The organism is Corallococcus sp. CA047B (assembly GCF_003612065.1).
Taxonomy (GTDB): Bacteria; Myxococcota; Myxococcia; order Myxococcales; family Myxococcaceae; genus Corallococcus; species Corallococcus praedator.
Genome location: NZ_RAWD01000110.1, coordinates 1 through 26,961, shown reverse-complemented (window position 1 = coordinate 26,961; position 26,961 = coordinate 1). Strand labels below are relative to the sequence as shown.

At 70.9% G+C, this 26,961-nt stretch carries 21 protein-coding genes; 12 read left to right on the top strand and 9 right to left on the bottom strand.

Annotation, left to right across the window (positions count from 1 at the left end; all coding sequences use genetic code 11):
* The 3 genes from D7X74_RS18595 to D7X74_RS18585 all read left to right on the top strand — a co-directional run.
* On the top strand, positions 1–409 hold a 409-nt coding region (locus D7X74_RS18595; RefSeq protein ID WP_147446612.1), incomplete at its 5' end, for a DUF2760 domain-containing protein.
* Positions 410–508: 99 nt separating this feature from the next.
* Positions 509–2,371 (top strand): Hsp70 family protein, encoded by a 1,863-nt coding sequence (locus D7X74_RS18590; protein ID WP_120534306.1) that lies wholly within the window; start codon positions 509–511, stop codon positions 2,369–2,371.
* Between the two features lie 25 nt (positions 2,372–2,396).
* Positions 2,397–5,177, top strand: a complete 2,781-nt coding sequence (locus D7X74_RS18585; RefSeq protein WP_120534305.1) for an Hsp70 family protein — start codon at positions 2,397–2,399, stop codon at positions 5,175–5,177.
* A 212-nt stretch (positions 5,178–5,389) separates the two neighbouring features.
* Here D7X74_RS18585 and D7X74_RS44265 read toward each other — a convergent pair whose 3' ends face one another.
* From D7X74_RS44265 to D7X74_RS18570, 3 genes are all read right to left on the bottom strand, one after another.
* Complete coding sequence (locus D7X74_RS44265) at positions 5,390–5,836, bottom strand: hypothetical protein (protein WP_233595887.1); 447 nt, start codon at positions 5,834–5,836, stop codon at positions 5,390–5,392.
* A gap of 229 nt (positions 5,837–6,065) precedes the next feature.
* Complete coding sequence (locus D7X74_RS18575) at positions 6,066–7,865, bottom strand: bifunctional UDP-sugar hydrolase/5'-nucleotidase (protein ID WP_120534304.1); 1,800 nt, start codon at positions 7,863–7,865, stop codon at positions 6,066–6,068.
* Positions 7,866–7,923: 58 nt separating this feature from the next.
* Entirely contained in the window at positions 7,924–9,192 is a 1,269-nt protein-coding gene (locus tag D7X74_RS18570) for a myxosortase-dependent phytase-like phosphatase (RefSeq protein ID WP_120534303.1), read from the bottom strand.
* 137 nt (positions 9,193–9,329) lie between these two features.
* Here D7X74_RS18570 and gmd point away from each other — a divergent pair, with 137 nt between their 5' ends.
* Entirely contained in the window at positions 9,330–10,301 is a 972-nt protein-coding gene (gene gmd / locus D7X74_RS18565) for a GDP-mannose 4,6-dehydratase (protein ID WP_120534302.1), read from the top strand.
* Position 10,302: 1 nt separating this feature from the next.
* Complete coding sequence (locus D7X74_RS18560) at positions 10,303–11,235, top strand: GDP-mannose 4,6-dehydratase (protein ID WP_120534301.1); 933 nt, start codon at positions 10,303–10,305, stop codon at positions 11,233–11,235.
* An 18-nt stretch (positions 11,236–11,253) separates the two neighbouring features.
* Here D7X74_RS18560 and D7X74_RS18555 read toward each other — a convergent pair whose 3' ends face one another.
* Entirely contained in the window at positions 11,254–11,988 is a 735-nt protein-coding gene (locus D7X74_RS18555; RefSeq protein ID WP_199741849.1) for a hypothetical protein, read from the bottom strand.
* A 90-nt stretch (positions 11,989–12,078) separates the two neighbouring features.
* On the opposite strand from D7X74_RS18555, the gene D7X74_RS18550 reads away from it, so the two are divergent.
* Positions 12,079–12,591 carry an NADAR family protein gene (locus D7X74_RS18550; protein ID WP_120534299.1) on the top strand — a complete coding sequence of 171 codons (513 nt, stop codon included), beginning with the start codon at positions 12,079–12,081 and terminating at the stop codon, positions 12,589–12,591.
* A 60-nt stretch (positions 12,592–12,651) separates the two neighbouring features.
* On the opposite strand, the gene D7X74_RS18545 is transcribed toward D7X74_RS18550, so the two are convergent.
* Both D7X74_RS18545 and D7X74_RS45045 read right to left on the bottom strand, forming a co-directional pair.
* Complete coding sequence (locus D7X74_RS18545; RefSeq protein ID WP_147446611.1) at positions 12,652–13,218, bottom strand: hypothetical protein; 567 nt, start codon at positions 13,216–13,218, stop codon at positions 12,652–12,654.
* A 62-nt stretch (positions 13,219–13,280) separates the two neighbouring features.
* The gene (locus D7X74_RS45045) at positions 13,281–14,393 is read right to left on the bottom strand and encodes a glycosyltransferase family 1 protein (RefSeq protein WP_120534297.1); all 1,113 of its coding nucleotides are present in this window, start codon (positions 14,391–14,393) and stop codon (positions 13,281–13,283) included.
* Positions 14,394–14,423: 30 nt separating this feature from the next.
* On the opposite strand from D7X74_RS45045, the gene D7X74_RS18535 reads away from it, so the two are divergent.
* From D7X74_RS18535 to D7X74_RS18525, 3 genes are read left to right on the top strand one after another with little or no spacing between them, the layout of a single operon-like run.
* Positions 14,424–16,658 (top strand): glycosyltransferase family 4 protein, encoded by a 2,235-nt coding sequence (locus D7X74_RS18535; protein WP_120534296.1) that lies wholly within the window; start codon positions 14,424–14,426, stop codon positions 16,656–16,658.
* Positions 16,655–17,440 carry a hypothetical protein gene (locus D7X74_RS18530; RefSeq protein WP_120534295.1) on the top strand — a complete coding sequence of 262 codons (786 nt, stop codon included), beginning with the start codon at positions 16,655–16,657 and terminating at the stop codon, positions 17,438–17,440. Before D7X74_RS18535 ends, D7X74_RS18530 begins: the two co-directional genes overlap by 4 nt.
* Before the next feature lie 43 nt (positions 17,441–17,483).
* On the top strand, positions 17,484–18,293 hold the full coding sequence (locus D7X74_RS18525) for a hypothetical protein (protein ID WP_120534294.1): 810 nt from the start codon (positions 17,484–17,486) through the stop codon (positions 18,291–18,293).
* A gap of 6 nt (positions 18,294–18,299) precedes the next feature.
* On the opposite strand, the gene D7X74_RS18520 is transcribed toward D7X74_RS18525, so the two are convergent.
* Both D7X74_RS18520 and D7X74_RS18515 read right to left on the bottom strand, forming a co-directional pair.
* Positions 18,300–20,204, bottom strand: coding sequence for a hypothetical protein (locus D7X74_RS18520; protein ID WP_233595947.1), 1,905 nt, complete (start codon positions 20,202–20,204; stop codon positions 18,300–18,302).
* A gap of 14 nt (positions 20,205–20,218) precedes the next feature.
* A complete protein-coding gene (locus tag D7X74_RS18515; RefSeq protein ID WP_233602159.1) occupies positions 20,219–21,157 on the bottom strand; it encodes a class I SAM-dependent methyltransferase in 939 nt (312 codons plus the stop codon).
* A 185-nt stretch (positions 21,158–21,342) separates the two neighbouring features.
* On the opposite strand from D7X74_RS18515, the gene D7X74_RS18510 reads away from it, so the two are divergent.
* On the top strand, positions 21,343–25,134 hold the full coding sequence (locus D7X74_RS18510) for an FAD-dependent oxidoreductase (RefSeq protein WP_120534293.1): 3,792 nt from the start codon (positions 21,343–21,345) through the stop codon (positions 25,132–25,134).
* Positions 25,135–25,138: 4 nt separating this feature from the next.
* Here the strand turns inward: D7X74_RS18510 and D7X74_RS18505 are convergent, their stop codons facing one another.
* The gene (locus tag D7X74_RS18505) at positions 25,139–25,819 is read right to left on the bottom strand and encodes a hypothetical protein (RefSeq protein WP_120534292.1); all 681 of its coding nucleotides are present in this window, start codon (positions 25,817–25,819) and stop codon (positions 25,139–25,141) included.
* Between the two features lie 186 nt (positions 25,820–26,005).
* On the opposite strand from D7X74_RS18505, the gene D7X74_RS18500 reads away from it, so the two are divergent.
* Both D7X74_RS18500 and cyaY read left to right on the top strand, forming a co-directional pair.
* On the top strand, positions 26,006–26,545 hold the full coding sequence (locus D7X74_RS18500; protein ID WP_120534291.1) for a histidine phosphatase family protein: 540 nt from the start codon (positions 26,006–26,008) through the stop codon (positions 26,543–26,545).
* A gap of 16 nt (positions 26,546–26,561) precedes the next feature.
* Complete coding sequence (cyaY, locus tag D7X74_RS18495) at positions 26,562–26,894, top strand: iron donor protein CyaY (RefSeq protein WP_120534290.1); 333 nt, start codon at positions 26,562–26,564, stop codon at positions 26,892–26,894.
* The last annotated feature ends 67 nt before the right edge of the window (positions 26,895–26,961 follow it).

Sequence of the window (26,961 nt, the reverse complement as noted above, 5' to 3'; positions counted from 1 at the left end):
GCCCCCCCCTCCCCTGGCGCCTGAGCGCGAGCACGCCAGCGCCCTGTCGCTGCTCGCCATGCTGCAGCGCGAGGGTCGCTTCCTGGACTTCGTGCAGGAGAACGTGGCGGCCTTCCCGGACGCGGACGTGGGCGCGGCGGCCCGCATCGTCCATGAGGGCTGCCGCAAGGTGGTCCACCAGTACCTGACGCTCCAGCCGGTGCTGCCGCAGGCAGAAGGCGACAAGGTGACGGTGCCCGCCGGTTTCGATGCCCAGCGCATCCGGTTGACGGGCAATGTCGCGGGCCAGCCTCCCTATGGGGGCACGCTGCGGCACCACGGCTGGGTGACCACGGAGGTGAAGTTCCCGTCCGTGAGCCCGGCCATGGAGCCCCGGGTGCTGGCCCCGGCGGAGGTCGAACTCGCCTGACGCCCTTCCGGGCCGCGAGGCAGCGCTCTTTTCCGTGAAGTCCCCTTCCCTTCCAGGTGAAAGGATTCAGGGGCCCCTCATGAGGGGTTCCTGACCGATATGGCCCGATACGCAATCGGCATCGACCTGGGCACCACGCACTCCGCGGTGTCCTACTTCAACCTCGAGGATGGCAAGCCGCGCGGCCCCTCGCAGTCCATGCTGCCCGTGCCGCAGGTCACCGCGCCCGGCACCGTGGAAGCGCGCCCGCTCCTGCCCTCCTTCCTCTACCTCCCCAGCGCGCAGGAGTTCCCCGAGGGCAGCCTGGGGCTGCCGTGGAACCCGGAGCCGGGCGTCATCGTGGGCGACTTCGCCCGCTCGCACGGGGCCAAGGTGCCCACGCGGCTGGTGTCCTCCGCGAAGAGCTGGCTGTCGCACCCGGGCGTGGACCGGCGGGCGGCGCTGCTGCCCTGGCAGGCCCCGGAGGAGGTGCAGCGCGTGTCCCCGCTGGAGGCCTCCGCGCGCTACCTGCGCCACCTGAAGGAGGCGTGGGACCACACCTTCGCCCGCGCCCAGGGGGAGTCCGGCAACGCCCTCTCCGAGCAGGAGGTCATCGTCACCGTCCCGGCGTCCTTCGACGCGGCGGCGCGCGACCTGACGCTGGAGGCCGCGAAGGCGGCGGGCATCGCGCACATCACCCTGTTGGAGGAGCCGCAGGCCGCGCTGTACGCGTGGCTGGAGGCGATGGGGGAGAACTTCCGCCGGCAGGTGCAGCCCGGCGAGGTCATCCTGGTGGTGGACGTGGGCGGCGGCACGTCCGACTTCTCCGTCATCACGGTGAAGGACCGCGAGGGCGACCTGGAGCTGCTGCGCGTGGCGGTGGGCGACCACATCCTCCTGGGCGGCGACAACATGGACCTGGCCCTGGCGCACACGCTCAGCCAGCGCATGGCCGCCGAGGGCCGCAAGCTGGACGCGTGGCAGTTCAACGGCCTCACCTACGGGTGCCGGCACGCGAAGGAGACGCTGTACGCGGACCCTTCCGTGGACCGCGTGCCCATCGCCATCCCGGGCCGGGGCTCGTCGCTCATCGGCGGGACGCTGCGCACGGAGCTGACGCGCGAGGAGCTGGACCGCGTCCTCACCGACGGCTTCTTCCCGGTGTCCCCCGTCACGGACCTGCCCCGCACCGCGCGGCGCACGGGCCTTGCGCAGATGGCGCTGCCGTACTCGCAGGACCCGGCGGTGACGAAGCACCTGGCGGCGTTCCTCACCCGACAGGCGCAGGCGCTCGCGGCCAGCGCGGATTCGCCGGTGGACGTGGCGGGCAAGGGCTTCCTGCACCCCACCGCGGTGCTCTTCAACGGCGGCGTCTTCAAGGCGGGGCCGCTCAAGGGCCGCGTGATGGAGGTCCTCAACGCGTGGCTTTCGGCGGAAGGCGCGCCCCCGGCCAAGGAGCTGGAGGGGGCGGACCTGGACCTCGCGGTGGCGCGGGGCGCGGCGTACTACGGCTGGGTGCGCCAGGGGCACGGCCTGCGCATCCGGGGCGGCACGGCGCGCGCGTACTACGTGGGCGTGGAGACGGCGATGCCGGCGGTGCCGGGCATGGAGCCGCCCGTGAAGGCGCTGTGCGTGGCGCCCTTCGGCATGGAGGAGGGGACGCAGGCGGACGTGCCGCCGCAGGAGTTCGGCCTCGTCACCGGGGAGCCCACGAGCTTCCGCTTCTTCGCGTCGTCGGTGCGGCGCGATGACCGGGTGGGCGTGCTCCTGGACGACGTGGACTCGGAGCTGGCGTCCGGGGGGCTGGAAGAGGTGGCCCCCATCGAGACGACCCTGCCCGGGCAGGCCACCCCGTACGGGGACCTGACGCCGGTGAACCTCCAGGCGGCGGTGACGGAGGTGGGCACGTTGGAGCTGCGGTGCCTGGAGAAGGATGGCCCCGGGCGCTGGAAGCTGGAACTCAACGTGCGCATGAAGGAGTAGAAGAGGCCCCGTACACCGGAGGCGTATGCGAATCGTCGGCATCGACCTGGGCACCACCCATTGCGCGGTGGCTTCCGTGGATCCAGGCAAGGGGGCGGGGGCGCCCGTCGAAGACTTCCCCCTGCCCCAGCTCGTCCGTCAGGGCGAGGTGGCCCCGCGCGCGCTCCTGCCGTCCACCGTCTACGTCCCCGGCGGCCACGAGCTGGCCCCGGAGTCGCTGCGCCTGCCCTGGGGCGATGACGGCGGGCCGTGGGTGGTGGGCGAGCTGGCCCGCTGGCAGGGCGCGCGCGTGCCCGGCCGGCTCATCGCCAGCGCCAAGAGCTGGCTGTGCCACCCGGGCGTGGACCGCTCCGCGCCCATCCTTCCGTGGGGCGCACCGGCGGACGTGCAGAAGCTGTCCCCGGTGGACGCTTCCGCCCTGCTGCTCACGCACATGGCCCGCGCGTGGGACTTCGCGCACCCGGACGAACCGCTCGCGAAGCAGGAGGTGGTCATCACCGTCCCGGCCTCCTTCGACGAGGCGGCGCGCGCCCTCACGGTGAGCGCGGCGCGCAAGGCGGGGCTGGAGAAGTTCACGCTCCTGGAGGAGCCGCAGGCGGCCTTCTACGACTACACCGCGCGGCACCGCTCCGGCCTGGAGCAGACGCTGTCCCAGGTGCGGCTGGTGCTGGTGGTGGACGTGGGCGGCGGCACCACCGACTTCACGCTGGTGCACGCGGGCGTGTCGCCGGAAGGGCCGATGCTGCGCCGGCTGGCGGTGGGCGACCACCTGATGCTGGGCGGCGACAACATGGACGCGGCGCTCGCCCGGCGCATGGAGGAGAAGCTCTCCAAGGACGGCCGGCGCCTGTCCGCGACGCAGTGGACGCAGGCCATCCAGGCCGCTCGCACCGCGAAGGAGGAGCTGCTCGGCCGCGAGCCTCCGGAGAAGTACGGCCTGTCGCTCATCAGCGAGGGCAGCCGGCTGCTGGGCGGCACGCTGTCCACGGAGCTGGGGCGCGACGAAGCGCACGCGCTGGTGCTGGACGGCTTCTTCCCGCTGTCCCCTCCCGAGGAGCGGCCCCGTCGCACGGCGCGCATGGCGCTCCAGGAGCTGGGGCTTCCGTACGTGCAGGATCCGGCCGTCACCCGGCACCTGGCGGCCTTCCTCGCGCAGCACGCGGCGGCGGGCTTCGCGGCGCTGGGAGAGACGCCCGCGACCGAGGGCGCCCTGCCCCGCCCCGACGCCATCCTGCTCAACGGCGGCGTGTTCAACTCGCCCCAGATTTCGGCGCGGCTGGTGGACGCGCTGTCCGCGTGGTGGCCGCAGGCGCCGCGCATCCCGCTGTTGAAGCATGAGTCGCTGGAGCTGGCCGTCGCCCGGGGCGCGGCGTACTACGGGCTGGTGCGGCGCGGGCACGGCCTGCGCATCGGCGGTGGCGCGGCGCGCGCGTACTACGTGGGTTTGCAGCGCGGCGCGGAGAGCGAAGCGCAGCCCTCGCTCTGCCTCATCCCGCGCGGCTTCGAGGAGGGGCAGAAGGTGGACCTGGGCGAGCGCCCGTTCACGCTCACGCTGGGCCGCCCGGTGCAGTTCGCGCTCTACTCCACGACGAGCGACCGCATCGACAAGCCGGGGGACCTGGTGCCCCTGGCGGACGACCTGAAGCCGCTGCCGCCCATCCACACGTTGCTCAAGGGCGCGTCGGGCAAGGTGACGGAGGTGCCGGTGCACCTGCAGGCGGCGCTCACGGAGATTGGCACGCTGGAGCTGTTCTGCGTGTCCGACGTGGCGGACGAGCGCTGGCGCCTGGAGTTCGAGCTGCGCGGCACGGGCGGCTCGCACGAGCTGACCGTCACGGAGTCCATGCCCGCGCGCTTCGCCGAGGCGAAGGACAACGTGGAGCGCGTCTACGGCAACAAGCCGCTGCCCCTGGGGCCCAAGGACGTGAAGCAGCTGTCCCGCACGCTGGAGAAGGTGCTGGGCCCGCGCGACACGTGGCGCGTGCCCGTGCTGCGCGAGCTTTGGAGCACGCTGTACGCGGGGGCCAGCAAGCGCCGCCGCACGGATGACCACGAGCGCGTCTTCTACAGCCTCACCGGCTTCTGCCTGCGCCCCGGCTTCGGCTACCCGCTGGACGGCTGGCGCGCGGAGCAGACCTTCAGCCTCTTCGACGCGCTGGTGCAGCACCACCAGGACAAGGCGGTGTGGACGGAGTTCTGGGTGATGTGGCGCCGCATCGCGGGCGGCCTCACCGAGGCGCAGCAGCAGAAGCTCTTCACGTACCTCCAGCCCCACCTGGCCCGGCGCATCCCGCTGGACGCGCCCGCGCAGGCCTCGAAGCTCAAGGGCATCCAGCCGGAGGGCCTGGACGAGATGGTCCGCACCGTGGCCTCGCTGGAGCACCTGTCCCCGGGCGACAAGGCGGAGGCCGGCCGGTGGATCGCCTCGCGCCTGCGGGTCGAGTCCCGCTCCGGAGGCCCGTGGGCGTGGGCCCTGGGCCGGCTGGGCGCGCGCGTGCCGCTCTACGGCAGCAGCCACAAGGTCGTGGACGTGGAGACCGCGGAGACGTGGCTGGAGCTGCTCCTGATGCTGGACCTGCGCAAGGTGGACGGGGCGCCCTTCGCCGCCGCCCAGCTCGCGCGCCTCACCGGCGACCGCACACGCGATCTGGATCCGGAGCTGCGGGAGCGCACGGCCCAGGCGCTCGTCGCGGCGAAGGCGTCCGACACCTGGGTGCGGATGGTGCGCGAGGTGGTGGCGCTGGAGGCCGCGGACGAAGCGCGGGCGCTCGGCGATACGCTGCCGGCGGGCCTGCGGCTGTCCTGATCCGGGCGGGTACGAGATGCCCCGACGCTTCGGCGCGGGGCGCTGCCTGCGACAGGGACGACGTCCTCAATCAGTGAACGAGGGCCGACCTCCCAGGTCGCGTTGAAAGTTCGCGGGCATCCGCCTCACCCCGCCGGGCGGATCCATCCCGTGTGGGGCGCGAGCGTTGATCGCGCACCCCACCCAGGGCGGAACATCCCACGGCCCGTGGATCAGACCGGGGCGGTGGCCGTCGCGTCGGTGGCTTCGGCGTCGGCCTGGACCGCCGGCGTCAGCTCCACGAGCGTGGGCTCCACCGGAGCCGCGTCGAGCGGCACGCCCGCGACGACGACCTGGAGGACCGCCTCCACGGGGACCGCCGCCACGACCGTGGTCTTGGCCTGGGCCTCGTCCTTCTTGGGCTTCTTCGTGCCCGCGCCCGAGCGGCAACCCCGGCACCACGGCTGGTTGCGGATGGCGCCATCCGCCATCTTCCGCAGCCCGAACTGCGCCAGCGGCCTGAGCGTCTTGCACTTCAGGCACATCAGCGAGATGAGCACCTCGTGGCCGTCCGCGTCGTAGACGGAGGACTTGCGCCGCTTGCGCGGCTGCCCCGGCTCACGCGCCTTTTCCTTCTCGGGCGCCACCGGGACCATCATCGGGGTCACTTTGTAGAGCATCTCTGTCCCTCCCACGCACGAACTCCTGCTTGCGCACGCTGGCTCAGGGCCCGGCTGGCAAGGGATCTCGCGTGCCCTAGAGTAGGGAGGTTTCCGCCCGTTGGAAACTGATCCCAGGCCGAAAATTCGGCCCGGGCGCCTTTCGCTGATCTTTCGCTGGGTTGCGCGTCCGTTCAGTGCCAGCGGATCAGCGGGGAGGGAAAATTTCCAACGCCAGGACCCTGGGGTTTCAGGGCTTCGGTTCGGCGCAGGGCGCCTCGCTCCTGACCATGCGAACGCGTCCAAGTGCCGGTGGCTTCAGGGCATTTCCCTGCGCGCGGCCGTACGCGGTCAGCACCTCGCGCAGGTCCTGGCCCTGCAACAGGCTGATCCGCTCCTGTGGCAGCGTGGACGTCAGCGCTCCCACCCCGTCGCCCCCGCGCAGGAGGAAGTCCGGCACGGCGACCCGGTAGGTCCCCTTCGCCTTCAGCGGCGCGCCTCCCGGCAGCGTCACGCCCTTGAACCGCTCCGGCCCCGTGCAGGCCCCCAGGGTGACCTCCAGCCCGGACACCGCGAAGACACCCTTGCGGCCGCCGTACGCCAACGTGAGGAAGCGGCGCAGCTCGTCCGCCGTCAGGTCCAGCACCGCCAGCGTGTTGTCGAAGGGCAGCACTTCGTAGAGCTTCCCGAACGTGAGCGGACCTACGGGCAGGTCCGCGCGGATGCCGCCCGCGTTCATCACCGCCGCGTCGGAGCGGGCCTCCTTGCGCATCGCGTCCGCGATCAGGTTTCCCAGCGCGCTCTCGGCTTCGTACACCTGGGGCATGCGGGCCTTGATCTCCACGCCCACCGGACGGCGCTGCTCCACCTCCACGCGCGCCTCCGCCGGGGCCACCAGCGCCTCCACCCGGGCATCCGGCGTCACCGGCGCGCCCATGAAGGTGGCCGGCACCATCCGCACGCCCTTCGCGTCGCGCAGGCGCAGCGGATCACAGGTGTTCAACGTCGCGTCCACCGCGCCGCACACCGGGAGCGCGGCCTGGATGCGCGTGCGCTCGGGCAGCACGCGGCGCTTCACCGGATCCACGTAGAGCTCCACCACGCCGAACGAGCGGGCCAGGCCCGTCGTCTCGATGACCGGCACGTCGCCGAAGAAGTGCCCCATGGTCTGGTGCGTGTGGCCCGCCACCACCGCGTCCACGGAGCCCGGCGGCAGCGCGTCCAGCACCGCGTAGATTTCGCCGTCGTCCTTCGAGCACCCGGAGGTGTCGCGCGGGTTCGACAGGTCCGTGCACTTGCCGCCCGCGTGCGCGACGGCGATGACCACCTCCGCGCCCTTCTCGCGCAAGGCGCGGGTGGCCTCCTGCGCGGATTGGGCGAGCGACTCGAACTTCAACCCCGCCACATTCGCGGGGTTCGTCGTCTGCGGCGTCTGGAGCGTGGACAGGCCCAGCAGGCCCACCTTCACGCCCTTCACCGTGACGACCGTGGTGCCGTCGTTGCCCAGCCAGGCCGGGTGGCTTCCGTCCTTCTCGCGCACGTTGGTGGACAGGAAGGGGAACTTCGCCTGCCCCACGCGGGCCTTGAGCGCGCCCAGCGGATCCTCGTCCGGGCGCGTGGCCACCGGGCCAGGGCCCACCGGCCCGTAGTCGAACTCGTGGTTGCCGATGGCGACCGCCGTGTACCCGAGCAGGTTGTACACGTCGACCACGATGGCGCCCTCGACCAGATTGGACGCCAGCGTGCCCTGGAACAGGTCGCCTCCGTCCACCAGCACCACGCCACCCGGGTTGTCCTCGCGCAACCGGGCCACGTAGGACGCGAAGAGCGCCGCGCCCCCCTCCTCCACCTTCTGCCCGTCCGGCAGCGTGGCGCGGTGGGGCATCACCCAGCCGTGGAAGTCGTTGGTCCCCACCAGCGTGAGCCGCACGGGCTCCACGACAGCGGGCGGTGCGGAGGGCGTGACGGCGTTGGCAACAGGCTGGGGCCCACCCCGGCAGGCGGAGATGAGCGCAGCGAGCGCCAGGGCGGTGAGACGGAAGGTGCGCATGGGGCGCGCACTTCATCCCGCGCCCCCTTCGCTTTCAACCCGCTTCGCGCTTCCCTGCTCAGCTTCGGCGGCGCCGGCCCCACAGCGCCATCGCCAGCAGGCCCAGCATCGCCGCGGCGGGCACCGACGTGCTGGAGCACCCGCAGCCGCCATCCGTACCATCGCCGTTGCCACCCGGGTTGTCAGGACCGATGACGATCCCGCCGCCGCCATCCCGCCCGGTGCCACCGTCTCCCGTGCCGCCGTCTCCCGTGCCGCCATCCGTCTGCTGCGCGATGGCCAGCGGCGGCGTGAACGCCCGGGCCACGCTGCCCCACGAGGCGAGCTTCAGGTTGTCGCCCAACGTGCTGCTGCTCTGACCGTCATGCGCGACGAAGAGCCCTTCCGGGAAGCCCGCGCCCAGCGCGCCCGGGTACGCCACCACGCCGCGCGACTGCTCCACGCCGTCGGTGCCGCCGTCCTGCGTGAGCTGGAACGCGCCCACCCGCCCCAGCGTGCGCCGATCGAGGACGACGAAGGCGTTCGCGTTCGGATCCGAGACCACGAGGTAGCCGTCCGCCCCGGACGACTCGTACAGCGTCAGCCGTCCGATTGACGACAGGCCGCCATCCCCCAGCGGCGCCACCTGCTGGCCCTCGATGCCCGCGTCCGCGCCCGCGCCGTAGCGGTAGAGCCCCTGCCCCTGCTGCGCCACGTAGACGGCGCGCTGGGACGGGTCCACCACGATGCCCGTCACGATGCCGGTGTTGATTTCACGGACCAGCGTGGCCGTGACGCCTCCATCCGTGGGGGTCAGCTCGAGCTGCCGAAAGCCCCCGCCCGCGAGCCCCCCGAAGGCCTGGAACGTCCCGTCCGCCCCTCGGGACAGGCGCACCGTCCCGTAGGAGACGCCCACATCCAGCGTGGCCGCCGTCGGTGACAGGCGCGTGAGCCCACCGCCCGCGTCCGGCGTGGAATCCACCACGTAGGGCACCAGGCCCGACAGCGTGGGATTCGCGCTGAGCACCAGCGCCTGCGTCACACCGTCACCCACCGGGAAGCCGTACACCACGTCCACGCTCGTCGACGCGCCCTCCGTGATGCCCTGCACCTCCGTGCCGTCCAGCGAGTAGGCGAACAAGCCGTTGTTCCGGTCCGACGTGAAGAGTCGGCTGGCCCCGGGGTTGGTGGGATTCACCCACAGCGCCACGTCGTCCACGGTGCCGCCCCCGGAGCGGGCGCCGGGCTGGGTCTGGGACTGGTACGGGGCCGACACCGGAGGCGTCTGTGCTCCCGCGGCCGTACTCACGAGGACGGCCGTCAAGGCGGAGAGAGGGGCACGTCGCATGGGCAGCTCCTGGGCAGGTCGCTCCCTACCTAGCCATGGGCAGGGGCCGGTACAAGTTCCAGGAACCCTGGAACGGTTGGCAGACAGCGAAAGGCTCGGGTACAACGAACACGTCTCCCAGCGAACAGACAAGGGCCATGGCCAAGCGCGCACTCATTACGGGCATCACCGGGCAGGACGGCAGCTATCTGGCGGAGCTGCTGCTCAAGAAGGGCTACGAGGTGCACGGCATGGTGCGCCGCTCTTCCGAGGAGAAGTTCGAGCGCATCGCTCACCTCCAGGGGAAGGTGACGCTCCACCAGGGAGACCTGCTGGACCAGTTCTCGCTGGCGGCGCTCTTGAGCCTCACCCAGCCGGACGAGGTCTACAACCTGGCGGCGCAGTCCTTCGTGCCCACCAGCTGGAACCAGCCGGTGCTCACCGGTGAGTTCACCGCGCTGGGCGTGACGAAGATGCTGGAGGCCATCCGCCACACCCGCCCGCAGGTGCGCTTCTACCAGGCGTCCTCCAGCGAGATGTTCGGCAAGGTGCTGGAAGTGCCGCAGACGGAGGACACTCCCTTCTACCCGCGCAGCCCGTACGGCGTGGCGAAGGCGTACGGCCACCACATCACGGTGAACTACCGTGAGTCCTTCAAGCTGTTCGCGGTGAGCGGCATCCTCTTCAACCACGAGTCGCCCCGCCGTGGCCTGGAGTTCGTCACGCGCAAGGTCACGTACAACGTGGCGCGCATCAAGCACGGCCTCCAGGACAAGCTGCCCATGGGCAACCTGGACGCGAAGCGCGACTGGGGCTTCGCGGGCGACTACGTGGACGCCATGTGGCGCATGCTCCAGCAGGACGAGCCGGACGACTACGTCGTCTCCACCAACGAGACGCACACCGTGAAGGAGCTGGTGGAGATCGCCTTCGCGCGCGTGGGCCTGGACTGGCAGAAGTACGTCTTCACCGACCCGGCGTTCGTGCGCCCGGCGGAAGTGGACCTGCTCATCGGCGACGCGGCCAAGGCCAAGAAGAAGCTCGGCTGGGAGCCCACCGTCCGCTTCAAGGAGCTGGTGGAGATGATGGTCGACGCCGACATGGAGCGCGTGAAGGCAGGGCAGCGGTAAGATGCGCGTCCTCGTCACGGGAGCGGATGGCTTCGTCGGCCGGCATGCCTGTCACGCCCTTCGGGCGGCCGGCGACGAAGTGGTGGAGGTGCATGGGCCCCGAGGCGAGGGCGTCAGCAGCACCGCCCTGCATTTCGACATCGCCGACGAGGCGAAGGTCAAGGCGGCGGTCGCCGAGGTGAAGCCGGAGGCCGTGCTGCACCTGGCCGGCTTCAGCTCGGTGGCCAAGAGCCACCAGAACCCCGCGCGCGTCTTCGCGGTGAACACCATGGGCGTGCTGCACCTGCTCACCGCCCTGCGCGAGAACGCCCCCAAGGCTCGCGTGCTGGTGGTGGGCTCGGGTGAAGTCTACGGCCCCGTCGCGGAAGGCACCCTCGCGACGGAGTCGTACCCGCACGTGCCCCTGAGCCCGTACTCGGCCTCGAAGTCCGCCGCGGAGCTGGCCGGGGAGCAGTTCTTCCGCAGCTACGGCATGGAGGTCATCCTCGCCCGGCCCTTCAACCACCTGGGCTCGGGGCAGGACCCCACCTTCGTCGTGCCGTCGTTCGCCGCCCAGATTCGCGCCATCGCGCTGGGCACGGTGGACCCCGTCCTGCGCACCGGCAACCTGGACGCCATCCGCGACTTCTCCCACGTGAAGGACGTGGTGGACGCGTACCGGATGCTGCTCGCGAAGGGCGAGCCGGGGCAGGCCTACAACGTCTGCAGCGGCGAGGGCCGCACCATCCGCAGCCTGCTGGAGGAGATGCTCCACCTGGCCGGCGTGCAGGCTCGCATCGAGTTGGATCCCGCGCGGCTGCGCCCCTCCGACATCCCCAGCCTCGTGGGTTCGGCGGACAAGCTGCGCGCGCTGGGCTGGTCCCCGAAGCTCACCGTCGCGGATGCGCTGCGCGACGTGCTGGGGCCCCGGGTGGGCGGAGCACCGTCGCACTGACGGCCGTCCTGGCGTGCCTCACACGGGGCGCGCCAGGGCCTCCCACGCCTCGAACCTCCGGTCCAACGCGGTGAGGGCCCACAGGTCCGCCGCGTTGCCCGGCGTCAGCGCGGCCAGGTCCCGCTGGAGGTACTCGCGGGCCTGGACTTCGCCCCACTCGGACAGGATGCGCAGGGCCATCAGCGACGGCTTGCGCGCCACCATCCGCAGCAGCACGTCCACCACGCGCGGGCTGCGCTCCGCGGCGGACAGCCGCTGCACCGCTTCGTGACGGGACTCCGGCGTGGAGTCCTCCGCCTCCAGGGGCGCGGCCAGCTCCACGAACTTCGCTTCGTCCAGGAGCGCGGTGGGCCGCGTGCTCTCCCAGTGCTCCACCGTGATGGTGGTGCGGCCCTTGGCGACGCACTCGCGGCGGATGCCGTCGCCTCGCAGCACGTCCAGGATGCGCTCCGGTGCCGGCGTGCCGCCCTCCACCGTGCGCAGCGCGCGCTGCGACAACATGGGGGACTGGCCCAACAGGTGCGTGCGCAGCACCGTGGCCTCGGCCGTCTTCTCCGCGCCGGACGCCACCCGGTCCCACTTGAGGAACACCTCCGCCATGCCGCGCTCGCGCACGTACCAGCGGTACTCCAGCCACACCGCGCCCCCCCGCCCGGAGAAGCGAGGGTCCGAGGGCTCGTGGAGGCGGGGCGCGCCCTCCCGAGTGCCCGTGAAACAACGGTCCAACAGCTTCTGGGCTTCTTGAAGGCGCATGGCGGAAGGACGGGCATTGTAGAAGGCCCCGTCAGGTTCCTCCACCGTCCCACGTTCGTGTCATTTCAACACAAACCCAGCGAGGCAACGATGGAGCTGAGGACACCGCGGTTCACGTTCTTCTGGAAGGAAGACTCCCCGTTCTCGCAGTGGCACCCCTCCGTGTTCGAGGTGGAAGGTGTCCGCTACACCTGCGCGGAGCAGTACATGATGGCGGGCAAGGCGCGCCTCTTCGGGGACACGCGCGTGCTGGAGCAGGTGCTGCGCGCCGCCATGCCCAAGCAGCACAAGGCGCTGGGCCGCAAGGTGAGCCCGTTCGACGCGGCCGTGTGGGAGCGCGAGCGCGAGCGCATCGTCTACGAGGGCAACCACGCCAAGTTCACCCAGCACCGGATGCTGCTGGACACGCTGCTGTCCACCGCGGGCACGGAGTTGGTGGAGGCCAGTCCCATGGATCGCATCTGGGGCGTGGGGTTGAACGTGGAGGATCCTCGCATCCAGGACCCCGCCACCTGGAGGGGCTTGAACCTGCTGGGCAAGGTGCTCACCCGCCTGCGCGAGGACCTCATCGCGCAGGGGCACACGCCCGTCCGCAAGCACTGAGGCAGGGAGGGGACCGTCGCTCACGCGCGGTCCCCTCCTTGCGTCCTCTGGACGCGCCCGTCAGAACTTGAACTGCGCGGACTGCTCCGGCATGCCGTTGAAGTCCAGGTGCAGCGTGCCGTGGTCGCCGTTGCCCTTCTCGCTCCACTCCTGCTTCAGCAGCGAGAGGTCGAACGACAGGTCCTTGTAGACGAGCGCCTTGCACCGGTCGCTGTTCGCGTCGTGCAGCACGGTCAGCTCCGCGCGAGGCTCGCCCTTCGCCGTCTTCGTGAACCGCCCGTCCCACGCGAGGCCGTAGCGGTGCGTCTTGCAGCCGCCGCCATGCCGCACGCCGAGCTTCAGGAGGTTGCCCTGGACGCTCTGCGATTCGATGGCGATGGGGTCGCGCGGCGCGGGCGTCTCCGTGACCTCCAGCGGCAGCACCTCCTCCGCCTCCTTCGTCTCCGCCGCTTCCGCCGGCGACGGGGCCTTCTTCTCCGGAGGCGTCACGGGCGTGGGCGGGGCTTCCTGCTCCACGGGCGCGGTGGGCTGGGGCTCCTGCGCCTCATCCGCCTTGCGCGCGGCGTTCGAGCTGGCGCACCCGAGCAGCATTCCGCAGACGATTCCACTCCACACGAGCAGTCGCATGTTCCTCCCAGAGGGGCCCTTGCGGGCCGGTTGGCTGGCGCCGCCACCTCCCGCCCGGTGACCTACCGGCGGTGGCGGAGCGCCGCATCGTAGACGGCCCGCGTCCCTTCCGCGGTGCGGGCCCAGGTGAACTTCGCGGCCTGACGCGGGCCCGCTTCCGACAGGGCACGGCGCTCGGCGGGAGAGCCGAGCAGCCGGTCGATGACCGCCGCCAGGCCCTCCGCGTCGTCCGGATCCACCGCCGGGGCCGCGTCGCCGCACACCTCCGGCAGCGAGCCCGCGGTGGACACCACGGTGGGCGTGCCCAGGCGCATGGCCTCCAGGGGCGGCAGGCCGAAGCCCTCGTAGCGCGAGGGGAAGACGAACAGCGCCGCGCGGCGCATCAGCGCGTAGAAGATGGCGGACGGCTGGTAGCCCAGGGCCCGGATGTCCAACCCCTCCGAGCGCAGCCGCGCGATGCGCGTCTCCACCTTGCCGGAGCCAAACCAGCTCTGCCCGGCGAGCACGAGCGTGAAGGGCCGCCCTCGCGCGGCGAGCCGCTCCTGCGCGTCCAGCACCAGGTCCACGTTCTTGCGGACATCGAGCGAGCCCGCGTACAGCACGTAGTCCTTCGGCAGGGTCAGCGCGCGCAGGAAGTCCTCCCCCGCAGCGTCCAGCTCCGGCACGTTCACGTGGTCCACGCCGATGGGCACCACCACGGTGCGCGGCTCCACCTGCGGGAAGCGGCGCAGCAGGTCGTTGCGCGTGCACTCGCTAATGCACACCAGCCGGTCCGCGAGCATCAGGCTGCGCGCCAGCCACAGCCGGAACTGCCAGTGGAACAGCTTGGAGACCGTGCTCGGCAAGTCCAGCGGCACCAGGTCCAGCACGGTGAGCACGTAGGCGGTGCCCGGCACGCGCGTGAGCGGCAGGTTGAAGTTGCCGAGCGCGTGGTAGACGGGCGGCGGTGACCGCCGCAGCTCGCGGGGCAGCGTGCCCAGCGTCCACGTCGTCCGCTTCTGGGCACCCCGGGGACGGTCGCCCGACGTGCGCGCGCCCATCAGGCTCAGCGCGACGCCCTGGGCCTTGAGCGCGTCCGCGAGGCAGTGGGTGTACAGGCCGATGCCCGTGGTGGGTTCGTCCCAGAGGGTGGCGTCGAGGGCGATGGGTCCGAGGGTCGACACGGGCCGCCTCATACCATGCCCCTGTGCTAGACAGGGCCCCGCATGGCGGTCCACCAGTTGATCCCGAGCTTCGGCCCCGGCGATGCCTCCGGGCAGGCCGCGCTGCACCTTCAACTCCTGCTGCGCCGCATGGGGCACGCGGGCGACATCTACGCGCAGGAGGTCGGCGCGGGACTGGAAGGCATGGCCCGCCCCGCCCCCGCGCTGCGCCCGAAACCGGATGACCTGGTGCTGTACCACCACGGCATCGCGTCGCCGCTGAGCGGGCGCCTGATGCACCTGGACTGCAAGCGCGGCGTGGTGTTCCACAACATCAGCCCCGCGCGCTTCTACCCGGGCACGCCGCTGGAGCACGCGCTCATCGCGGGCCGCGCGCAGGTCGCCGCGATGGCGCCCTTCCTGGACGTGTCCATCGGGGACTCGGATTACAACTGCGCGGAGCTGCGCGTCGCGGGCCACCGCAACGTGCACACCGTGCAGCTCTTCGTCGAACCCGAGCGCTTCGCTGGTTCCGGCGCGGATCCGCGGATGCTCGCGGGCCTCTCCGGCCCTGGTCCCACCCTGGTGTCGGTGAGCCGGGTGATGCCACACAAGCGCTTCGAGGACCTGCTGGCGCTGCACCGGGAGCTGCTGCGCATCCGTCCCCAGGCGCGCCTGCTGCTCGTGGGCGGCTACGAGGCGGGCAGCCCCTACTTCAAGGGGCTCCAGCGCGAGGCGAAGGCCCTGGGCGGGGTGGAGTTCCTGGGGCGCCTGTCGCATGCGGAGCTGGTGGCCGTGTACCGCTCCGCGTCCGTGTTCGTGTCCATGAGCGAGCACGAGGGCTTCAGCGTGCCCATCATCGAGGCCATGGCCTCCCAGGTCCCGGTGATGGCGTACGCGGCGGCGGCGGTGCCGGAGACGATGGGCGGGGCGGGCATCGGGTTCGACCAGAAGCGCTTCGCGTTCCTCGCGGAGCTGGCGGTGGAGCTGAGCGAGGACCTGGACCTGCGCAGGTCCGTCATCGAAGGCCAGACGCGCCGCCTCCAGCACTTCTCCCCCGCCGCCGCGCAGGTGTCGTTGACGCGGGCGCTCGAAGGCGTGGTGCCCCCGCCGCCACGTCCCCGCCGGACCCCGAAGCGGCCGCGCGTGGCGCTGGTGGTGCAGCGCTACGGAGAAGTGACGGGAGGCGCGGAGAGCCACGCGGCCCAGGTGGCGGAGCGACTGGCGCCGCACTGGGACATCACGGTGCTGACCACCTGCGCGAAGAACCACCTGTCGTGGGAGAACGCCTTCCCGCCGGGCGAGGAGCGCATGGGCCGGGTGAAGGTCCTGCGCTTCCCGGTGACGCGAAAGCGCAACATCCAGGCGTTCAACGGGCTGTCGCGCCAGGTGTTCGACAAGAGCAACGAGCGGCTGCGCGAGGAGCAGTGGGTGGCGGAGCAGGGCCCGTTGAGCCCGGGCCTCATCGACCACCTGGCCTCCACGCAGGACGCGTACGACGGCTACCTGTTCTTCACGTACCTGTACGCGCCCACGGTGATGGGCCTGCCGCTGGTGGCGGACCGCGCGATGCTGGTGCCCACCGCGCACGACGAGCCACCCATCCGCTTCGGCGTCTACGGGGACGTGTTCAACCGGCCCCGGGTGCTGATGTGCAACACGCCGGAGGAGGTCGCCATGTTCGGGCGCGTCCATCCGGAGCACGCGCGGGCGCGGGTGGTGGGCGTGGGGGTGCAGGCCCTGCCGGCGGCGCCCGAGCGCTTCCGGGAGAAGCACGGCGTGCACGGCCGCTACCTGCTCTACGTGGGCCGGCTGGAGCCGGGCAAGGGCGTGCCGGAGCTGCTGACGTTCTACCGCCAGCTGCGCGAGCGCTACGCGGACGCGCCGGAGCTGGTGCTCGCGGGCGAGGCGCACATGGAGCTGCACGGTGAAGGCGTGCGGCACGTGGGGCGCATCGAGGAGCAGGACAAGCACGATGCGCTGGCCGGGGCGCTGGCGGTGGTGGTGCCGTCGAGGTTCGAGAGCCTGTCGCTGCTGACGCTGGAGGCGTTCGCGCACGGGACGCCGGTGCTGGTGAACGGTCACTCGGACGTGCTGGTGGGACAGGTGGAGCGCAGTGGCGCGGGCCGGGTGTACCGGGGGCTGGCGTCGTTCATCGAAGGACTGCGCGAAGTGGGCGAGGCCCGCGACGCGCTGGGCAAGCGGGCCCGCACCTATGCGCAAGGGCACACGTGGCCCCAGGTGGTCGCGGCGTACCGGGAAGAAATGGCGCGCATCGTCGAGGAGACACACCGATGAAGCTGCTCGGACGGGACATTCCCACGGGGGCCCTGGTGGCCCGCATCGAAGAGCGGCTGCGCACGCGCGGGCTGCCCACGTCGGAGGCGGCGGAGGTGCCGGAGGACGGCGTCGAGCCCCGCGTGGATCCGCTGTCGTTCAACATGCACGCGCTGGAGGAGAACGCGGACACCACGCGCGCCCTGCCCCTGCACACGCACCGTGGGGGCGCGGGCCAGGTGGTCCTCCTGGCCAAGTGGGCCTTTCGCAAGACGTGCCAGGTGTTGATCAACGAAACGCTGGGGCGGCAGCGCGTGTTCAACGGGCTGGTGCGCGATTCGTACGCCCAGCTCTCCGCGGAAGTCATCCGGCTGCGCCGCGAGGTGGACACCCTGCGCGCCCAGGCGGCACGAGCGCAGCAGGCGGAAGGTGCACGTCCGGCCAGGACGCCCGCGTTCGAATCCAGTCGCCATCCGAAGCCGCCGCCGGACATCGAGTACGGCCACCCCTCGATGCCCGCGCACGACGGGAACAGCCGGTCTCCGAAGCCGCAGGCAGCGGAGGACGGGCGCGGTCGTCCGCCGAAGCCGCCGCCGGAGATTCAGTACGGACGTCCGGCTCCCGCCGGGGAGAAGACTCCCGCGCACGGCGACACGGCCCCTGCCCCGCCGTCCAGCAGCGGTTCCTCGAAGCCCCAGCGTCCGTCACGCCAGGGCCATCAGGACAAGCCGCGCACCGCCCCCGCGAAGAGACCACCCGCGCGCCGCTCCCAGGCGAAGCGCGGAGGCCCGAAGAAGAATTAGCCTCACGGACGGCGTATCCAATGCAGTCAAAGGGGGAACCGTCATGCGTTCATGCATCATCGCCTTGGGCCTGCTGACCCTGCTCGGGTCCTCGCGGGCCGGGGCCGCTGGCAACAAGGCCGTCGCGATCATCTGGAAGGGCGCCAAGACCCAGGCCGACGCCGAGGCCAAGATGGTCTCCTGGGGCGACCTTGGCAAAGTGCTCGAAAAGACGGGCCTGAAGCTCAAGGACGACCAACCCAAGCTCGTCCAGAGCAAGACCGTGCCCGGCCTCAAGCCCGGCTTCTGGGTGTGGCTCCTGGGCGTCTGCGCCCCCGATGAGGCCACCCCCATCGTCGAGCACTTCAAGCTGCTCTCCCCGGAGACCTACTCCCGCGAGGTGAAGGTCCCCGCGAAGAAGCAGTCCTGCCCCCAGCGGGAAGGCGCTGCCCTGGAAGCCCGGGAGGAATCCTTCAAGCTGCCTTCCGGCGAAACTTTGCGCGTGTTCACCCGCGAGGAGCGCGAGGAGGACGCCGAAGAAGAGGAAGGGAAGTGGAACCACGGCTCGCTGACCCGGTACCACTTCGTCCTCTTCGGCAAGGACGGCGAAGTGCTCGGCGCCACGGACGCCGTGGGCGAAGAGGATGTGGACAAGTCCGCGGGCGACGGCCCCACGGCCTACCGCTGCGACGTCACGAGCCTGGAAGCGTCCAAGGAAGGCACCTTCATCCTCACCCGCAGCTGTCACGCGCGAGCCGGCGAGTGCGGGGCCCTGATGTCCGCGGACGAGGTCGTCACCGTGAAGGTGAACGGAAGCGCCGTCTCCGCCAGCGCCCCGAAACGCCAGAACCCCCAGTACGCCGAGTGCGACTGACCCCCCTCAGGGGAACCGGTAGACGGTGACGTAGCCGTCCCGGTGCACCAGCTCTCCGCCCAGCTCGTCCTCGATGAACTGGTGACGGATGGGGTGGAAGAAGTGCGTCACGTACCACTTGAAGTGGTGCTCCTGCAGGAAGCGCCGCATCTCCGCGCGCTCCTCCGGCGTGACGGTGCCGAACGCGGAGCGCATCCCTTCCGCCGCGCGGATCAACCGCGAGTCCACCAGCGCCGACTCGCGCACCGGCAACCGCGACAGCCGGGCGAACGACACCGGCTTGCCGTGGAAGATCTGCTCCCACTGCCCCAGGATGTTGTCCGTCAGCACCGCCACCGGCATGGGCGCCTCACGGATCTCCTCGAACACGGGCGGCAGCTGGGGCAACGGGGGCACGTTCATCAACAGGCCCCGGTACTCCACGTTGGGCACCAGGGCCACCGCGAGCGCCACCGCCACGCCCAGCCGGGCATCGCGCCGCGACGCCCACGCCCCCGCGTGCGCTGCCGCGAACGCCACCAGCACCGACAGCGACAGGAGCGTGAGCAGCACGAAGCGCACCGGCATGCCGCCGCGTGAGAACAGCGGCACCACGTGCTTGAACACCACGTAGGGCATGGGAACCTGCACCTTGAGCGGCTGGCCAAACGACGTCAGCGGTTCGGCCCACGCCATCCAGACGGCGAGCGCCAGCAGCAGCAGCACGTCCCGCCGCCACACGCGCTCCCGCCACGACGGCACCAGCGCCACGGCGAGCCCGATGGCGAAGAGCAGCACCCCCGGAGACACCCGGTCCTCCAGCCCGATGTTGAGCACCGTCCCCATCGACAGCACCGCGAAGCCCAGCCCCAGCCCCAGCCACCGGCGCCCGTCCGGCACGCCCCGCCACAGCGCGAAGACCGCCAGCAGCGGCGTCACCCAGCCCAGGAAGGTGCCGGACTCCTCCGCGTTGGTGGACATCTTCGTGCGCACCAGGTCCACGGAGAACTGACGTGCCGCCGACGGCAGCGACGTCATCCACGCCGACTGCGTGTCCGGAATGAAGAACGCGTACAGGTCCGTGAAGTAGTCGGAGTCCCCGTGGTGGATCTGCAGCGGCGCGGGGAAGGCATGCAGCAGCAGCGGCACGAGCGGCGGCACGCACGCGAGCCCCGCGCACAGCCCCGCCGCCGCCGCGCGGCGCACGAGCGGGTCCTTCCACGTGTCCAGCGACACCAGCGGCCCCCGCTTCCACCGCTCCGCCACCACCCACAAGAGCGAGAACAGCGCGATGTAGACGAGGTAGTAATAGTCACACAGCAACACGTACAACGCGCACGCCGACAGCCCCACCAGCCACCGGCGCTTGCCCTCGTCCAGCCACCGGAAGAAGCAGTAGAGGTAGAGGGGCAGCCCCTCCAGCGCGGAGAGGTTCAGGTGCGTCGTCGCGTGCGTCAGGTGGTAGCGCGAGAAGTTGAACACGCACGCGCCCGCCAGCGCCGCCGCCGCCGCCAGCCACGGCCCGTGGCCCGCGCGCTCCAGCAGGTAGCGCAAGAGCAGCCACGACGTGTAGCCCGTCAGCACGAACGCGCCGAACATCACGACGTTGTACGCCGTCTCCACCGACATCCACGGCAGCAGCACCACGCCCCAGAGCGTCTTCGCCGGCGCCAGCGTGTGCCAGTACAGCTCCGCCCCCAGCGGCCAGTGCAGGTAGGGCGCGAAGAAGGGATTCTGCGGCTGCACCCAGAGGGACTGCCGCATCCACCAGAGGTGCCACATGTTCATGTAGACGTCCTCCCGGCCGCCCAGCACGTATCCCTTCAACTGGGACAGGAGCGGCCAGGTGTGGAACGCCGACAGCAGGAAGGACACCCCCAGCACCAGCGGGTGGAGCGCCCACCGCATCCGGCGGGACATGGGCAGGGACATGGTCGCCGGGGGACTCAGAGAGGCCGCTCGGCGGCCATCAACATGTTGTCACCCAGGTTGAACGGGATGGACCAACTGGACGGCACGCCCCGCCGCACCAGCTCCAGCACCGGCGCCGCGGGCGTGAAGCTCGCCCCCACCTTCCGCAGCAGGTAGTCCGCGGAGATGATGTGCGTGTACGTCCGCGCATCCGTGACGTGGAAGCCCACCTCCTCCAGCAGCATCGCCAGGGTGCGGCGGCCGAAATAGAACAGGTGCATGTCCATCAGCCACGGCCACTGCCCGCCCATGACGCGCGCCAGCAGGCTGCCCGCGTCGATGGTGGACAGGTAGATGCGGCCGCCGGGGCGCACCAGCTTCAGCGCGGCCTTCAGCTCCTCGCGCGGATCCGCGAAGTGCTCCACCACGTCCCACAGCGTCACCACGTCGTACTGGAGCCCCTTCGCCGCCAGCTCCCGCAGGGGCACGCCGTGCACGGTGAAGCCCAGGCCGCGCGCGTTGTTGCCCGCCCAGCGCGACAGCTCCAGCCCCTCCGGGCGGAAGCCCGCGTCGCGCGCCACGTCCAGGAAGTAGCCGCAGTAGGCGCCCACATCCAGCAGCGTGCGCCCCTGGGCCGGGCCCAGCTCGCGCAGCACGCGGCGGAAGGTGTGGTAGCGGTTGTCCTTCTCCGCGACGTAGAGGGGGTCCTCCACGTCCTGGTACGCCTGCAGCAGCGCCTCCGGCGACTGGATGGGCCACTGGAACATCATCCCGCAGTCCTCGCAGCCCCAGATGGGCGGGTGGCTGCGGTGGCCGAAGGAGGTGCAGTTGTAGGCAGCCGCCCCCTCGGGTTGGGTCCCGGCGACGCGCGCCCGGTGACGCAGCCGCAGGCGCCCTCCCTTGCACAGGTAACAGGCGTCCGGCACGGGAGCCAGGTGCGGTTCGGCGGCGCGGCGGGCGGCGTTGTCCATCATGGCGGCGCACCGTAATCCCAAGGCTGGACCGCCTCAACACGTCGGATGGGGACAAGCGGGGGCACTGGCGCCCATCGCCTGCGCCCATCCTTGCCTGCAAGCCCCCTTGCTTTCCGGACGACACGCCGCGAAATAGGCCCCCTTCCGGAATCGTTGTCCCAGGTTCTCCTCCCCCGTCCCGTGACATGCGCGCCTTGACCGAACCCGCCTCCGCCCCTGCTCCCACCCTCCACCTGGGCCTGCCGGGTTTCTCCTTCGAGGACCTGTACCGCCCCAGCGGCCTGCGCCGGCTCTCGGAGCGCTTCGACGCCCAGCTCCAGGGCGACGCCCCGGACCTGTTCCAGGCCTTCGACGCCTACCGCAAGTCCGGAGGCACCACGCCGTCCGGCCCGGCCGAGTCCGACCTGCTCATCCAGGTGGCCCGCCACGTGTCGCGCTTCGTCGCCACCCTGTTCGGCATCGGCACGGAGTCCGACCGGCTGGCCCGCCACCTGCGCGGCGAGCTGCCCCTCTTCGACTTCAAGCGCGAGTTCATCACGCGCCGCGTCTTCAAGAAGGGCGCCCAGGACCGTCCCACGCTCGCGGAGTTCCCGGCGCTGGATGGCCGCATGCGCCTGCTCATGCAGTTGGGCTTCCCGGACGCGCTCGCGCACGGCGACCTGGAGCGCGGCCTCGCGGAGTCCATCCTCACGCTGCTCGACATCGAGCGGCTCTTCTCCGGCAACCTGCCCCCCGCGAACCAGGAGCGCGCCCCCGCCCTGCGCGAGCAGTGGGCCGCCCTGCGCGTCGCGCTCACCGCCTCCCCCGAGGGCGCGGATGCCTTCGGCTCCAGCCTGGTGACGAAGGGTGACGACGCGGCGGAGCTCCAGGCCGTGCGCGCCCTGCTGTCCCTGGCGGACCGGTGGACGTACGCCCGAGCGCTGCACCCGGAGACGAAGGCGCTCTTCCACACCTGGCCCACGCTGCGGCTGCCCAAGCCCCTGGTGTTCGACCAGCTGGTGCAATTGCAGCGCCCGGACGCGCAGCTGGAGGAGAAGACGGAGGGCCTGGAGCACCACCTGCGCCACCGCGACGGCTTCAAGCTCACCGACCGCCGGGGCACCTCGCGCGACGTGATGAACGAGGTGGACTACTGCGTCATCTGCCACGAGCGGCAGAAGGACTCCTGCTCCAAGGGCTTCCCGGCGAAGGACCCGGTGGCGGAGGGGCACTCGTTCAAGAAGAACCCCCTGGGCATCCCGCTCACCGGCTGCCCGCTGGACGAGCGCATCTCCGAAGCGCACGCGCTCAAGCGCGAGGGTGACTCCGTGGCGGCGCTGGCCATGGTGACGCTGGACAACCCCATGTGCCCGGGCACCGGCCACCGCATCTGCAACGACTGCATGAAGGCGTGCATCTTCCAGAAGCAGGAGCCGGTGAACATCCCGCTGGCGGAGACGGCCACGCTCACCGACGTGCTGGAGCTGCCGTGGGGCTTTGAAATCTACGGCCTGCTCACGCGCTGGAACCCGCTCAACATCCGCCGCCCGTACGCCCTGCCCTACGTGGGTCGCAACGTGATGGTGGTGGGCCTGGGCCCCGCCGGCTACACGCTGTCGCACTACCTGCTCAACGAAGGCTTCGCCGTCACCGGCGTGGACGGCCTCAAGATTGAACCCTTCCCCGACGAGCTGGTGGGCCGCAACGGCCACAAGCTCGCGCCCATCCGCGACTGGCGCGGGCTCACGCGCGAGCTGGACGAGCGCGTGCTGGAGGGCTTCGGCGGCGTGTCCGAGTACGGAATCACCGTGCGCTGGGACAAGAACTTCCTCACGCTCATCCACCTGACGCTCGCGCGCCGCGAGGGCCTGCGCATCTACGGCGGCATCCGCTTCGGCGGCACGCTGACCCTGGATGACGCGTGGGCGCTGGGCTTCGACCACGTGGCCATCGCCGCGGGCGCGGGCCGGCCCACCATCATCGGGATGAAGAACAACCTCATCCGGGGCATCCGCAAGGCCTCCGACTTCCTGATGGCGCTCCAGCTCACGGGCGCCTTCAAGCGCGACTCGCTGGCCAACCTCCAGGTGCAGCTGCCGGCCATCGTCATCGGCGGCGGCCTCACCGGCGTGGACACCGCCACGGAGCTGATGGCGTACTACCCGGTGCAGGTGGAGAAGACGCTGGAGCGCCACGAGAAGCTGGTGGCGGACCTGGGCGAGGAGGGCGTCGTCGCGCGCCTGGACGCCGAGGAGCGCGCCACCTACCAGACCTTCCTGGAGCACGGCCGCGCGGTTCGCGCCGAGCGCCAGAAGGCCCACGCCGAAGGCCGCTCGCCGGACTTCATCCACCTGGTGCGCGCGTGGGGCGGCGTGAGCCTCTGCTACCGCCGCGGCCTCACCGAGTCCCCCGCCTACCGCCTCAACCACGAGGAGGTGACCAAGGCGCTGGAGGAGGGCATCCGCTTCATTGAACGGATGAGCCCCGTGGAGGCGCTGCCGGACGCGTCCGGCGCGGTGCGCGCCCTCAAGTTCGAGCGCATGGTGACGGTGGACGGGAAGCTCAAGGGCAGCGGCCAGTACTTCGAGCTGCCGGCGAAGACGGTGTGCGTGGCCGCGGGCACGTCCCCCAACGTCACGTACGAGAAGGAATACCCGGGCACCTTCCAGTTGGATGGGCGCAAGGAGTACTTCCAGGGCCACGAGCTGGTGGAGGCCCTGGACGGCACGCCGGACGGCTTCACGCTCCAGTCGGTGCCGGCCTCCGAGGACCCCGAGGCGAAGGTGGGCTTCTTCACGTCGTACGAGAAGGACGGCCGCTTCGTGTCCTTCTACGGCGACAACCACCCGAGCTACGCGGGCAACGTGGTGAAGGCCATGGCCAGCGCGAAGGACGGGCACCCGCAGGTGGCGCGCCTGTTCGCAAAGGAGATTTCCGCCATGGACTTCGCCAACGAGGGCGCCCAGGCGGCGCGCGAGGCGAAGCGCGCGGAGCACTTCGCGAAGCTGGACGAGGCCTTCCTCGCCACCGTCGTCGCGGTGAACCGCCTGACGCCGACCATCGTGGAGGTGGTGGTGCGCGCGCCCTTCGCGGCGAGCCACTTCCAGCCCGGCCAGTTCTACCGTCTGCAGAACTTCGAGCGGAGCGCCCCCGTCGTGGACGGCGTGCGCCTCACCATGGAGGGCCTGGCGCTCACGGGCGCGTGGGTGGACAAGGAGAAGGGCCTCATGGGCACCATCGTCCTGGAGATGGGCTCCTCCTCCCGCCTGTGCGCCGCGCTCAAGCCCGGCGAGCCCGTCGTGCTGATGGGCCCCACGGGCGCGCCCACCGAAATCGGCCACAACGAGACGGTGGTGCTGGTGGGCGGCGGCCTGGGCAACGCGGTGCTCTTCTCCATCGCGCGCTCGCTCAAGGCGGCGGGCTGCCGCGTCGTCTACTTCGCCGGCTACCGGATGAAGGCGGACTCGTTCAAGCAGGACGAGATTGAGGTGGGCACCGACCAGGTCATCTGGTCCGTGGACGGCGGGGAGCTCTTGGACGTCCGGCGTCCGCAGGACGCGGCCTTCCGGGGCAACGTGGTGCAGGCGATGGTGGCCTACGCCGAGGGCAAGCTGGGCGTGACGCCGGTCATCCAGCTGAGTGAAGTGGACCGCATCATCGCCATCGGTTCGGACCGGATGATGCGCGCGGTGGCCGAGGCGCGGCACGGCATCCTGCAGCCGTACTTGAAGCCCGGACACGAGGCCATCGGGTCCATCAACTCACCGATGCAGTGCATGATGAAGGAGATCTGCGCCCAGTGCCTCCAGCGGCACGTGGACCCGCTCACCGGCAAGGAGACGTGGGTGTTCTCCTGCTACAACCAGGACCAGCGGTTGGACCACGTGGACTTCGTCAACCTGAACCAGCGCCTGCGCGGCAACACGGTGCTGGAGAAGATGGGCGACACCTTCCTCGCGCAGCTGTTGAAGAAGGCCCCACACCTCAAGCGCGTCTAGGCCTTCAGCGCCGCACGCCCGCGAAGGCCTTGAGCATGTCCTGGTAGTTCTTCGTCAGGTCGGCTTCGCGGGTGAGCACCACGTCCACGTTGGCGTCGCCGAACTCGCGGCGCGCCTCCGGGAGCTTCTGGAAGGCCTCCACCTCCCGCCGCATGGACTCCACCTGCGGCGCCAGCTCCTGCTGCTGCTCGGCGGGCATGCGGGCCTGGAGCGCCTCCAGCTTCTTGAGCTCCTCCTCGTACTGGAGCGTGCGGCCCATCTGGCGCTGGCTGATGACGGAGGTGACGACCTCCGCGATGCGGTTGACCTCGTCGGTGGTGAGGCCCGCGGCCGTGCGCGCGTCCGTCTCCGCCTGGGCCTTGCGCTCGATGAGCTTCAGCCCGGAGCGGGCCGCCTCCAGCGCCTGGGGCGTGCCCGCGTCCATCAGCGGCCCCATGTCCTGCAGGCCCCGCATCAGCGAGCCGTAGACCTCCAGCATCTTGCGCTGGTAGCCCACGTACGCATCCAGCTTGGCCTTCGTCACCGTGTAGGGACCGTCCCCTTCAGCGCCCGGGGCTGCCTCGCCCTCCAGCCGGGCGACCGTCTCCCCGCCTTCGGTGCCAGCCTCCGGGCCCTCGCCGACCGTATCCTTGCGACACGCGGAGAGCATGACGACCACGGGCAACCACCACCACAGCTTGCGCATGCCACCTCCAGGGAGCGCCACCGGCGTGGGGCAGTGTATGCTCCGACAGGCCCCCGCGAGCGCCGGTTGCCGAACGCCGACCCCACGTCGGCTGTTCCGGCCACTGAACATTCGCCGCATTACCTTTGACCAACCGGGCCACGGTCATGTACGAACCGCGGGCTTGTCGCGTTCAGTGGAGGGACTTTGAGGCTTTTCCTGGTAAGGCACGGCGAAGCGGCAGAGACCCCCGAGGGTCTCGGCGACGAGGCGCGCGCGCTGACCGCCAAGGGCCGCGTGAACATCGCCCAGCACTTCGCGTCGTTGGCTGAGCGCATGGGGCCCATCAGCCTCATCCTCACCAGCCCGCTGGTGCGGACGGTTCAGACGGCGCAGATCCTCTCCACCGCGGCGAAGTACGAGGGCATCCTGCGCGCGCATCCCTGCCTCCTGCCGGAGAAGCCGGTGGGCTCGGTGGATCCGGTGCTCAAGGAGCACAAGGAAGAGAACCTCGTCCTCGTGGGCCACCAGCCCTCCATGGGCGCGCTGGCGGCGCACCTGCTGGGGCTGCAGTCCTTCCCCAAGCCGGTGAACCCGGGCACGGTCATCGCGCTGGAGTGGCCAGAGACGCCCACCAGCACCGAGGACCAGGTCCCCGGCGAGAAGGGTGAGAATCCCCCCGCCCAGCACCTGAAGTTCCTGTTCTACGCCGCCCCTGGCCAGCAGATCCTCGACGTCATCCAGTGACGTCTGGGGCGCGGTCATGATGGACGAAGCCCGCTACAACCCGCTCGTCGCCGCCGCCTTCAAGCGCATCCTGGCGGCGGCGGATGCCTTCGACCCGGACGTGCTGGAAGCCGACAGCACCGGCGACATGGTGACGCTGACGTCCAGCTCCCGTGAGAAGTGCATCATCAACACCCAGCGCGCCGTCCGGCAGCTCTGGGTGGCCGGCCAGGGCCAGGGCATCCACTTCGACTACGACGAGGCCTCGCGCACCTGGAAGGACGACAAGGGCAAGGGGCTGGAGCTGTACGCCTTCGTCGCGGGCGTCGTGAAGCACCTCACCGGCCAGGACCTCGTCTACCCCTCCTGAGCGCCGGGGCCCACCTGGGCCACCACGACGCTGTCGCCCCCGCCCGCCTGGGCCCGGCGCTCAGGAG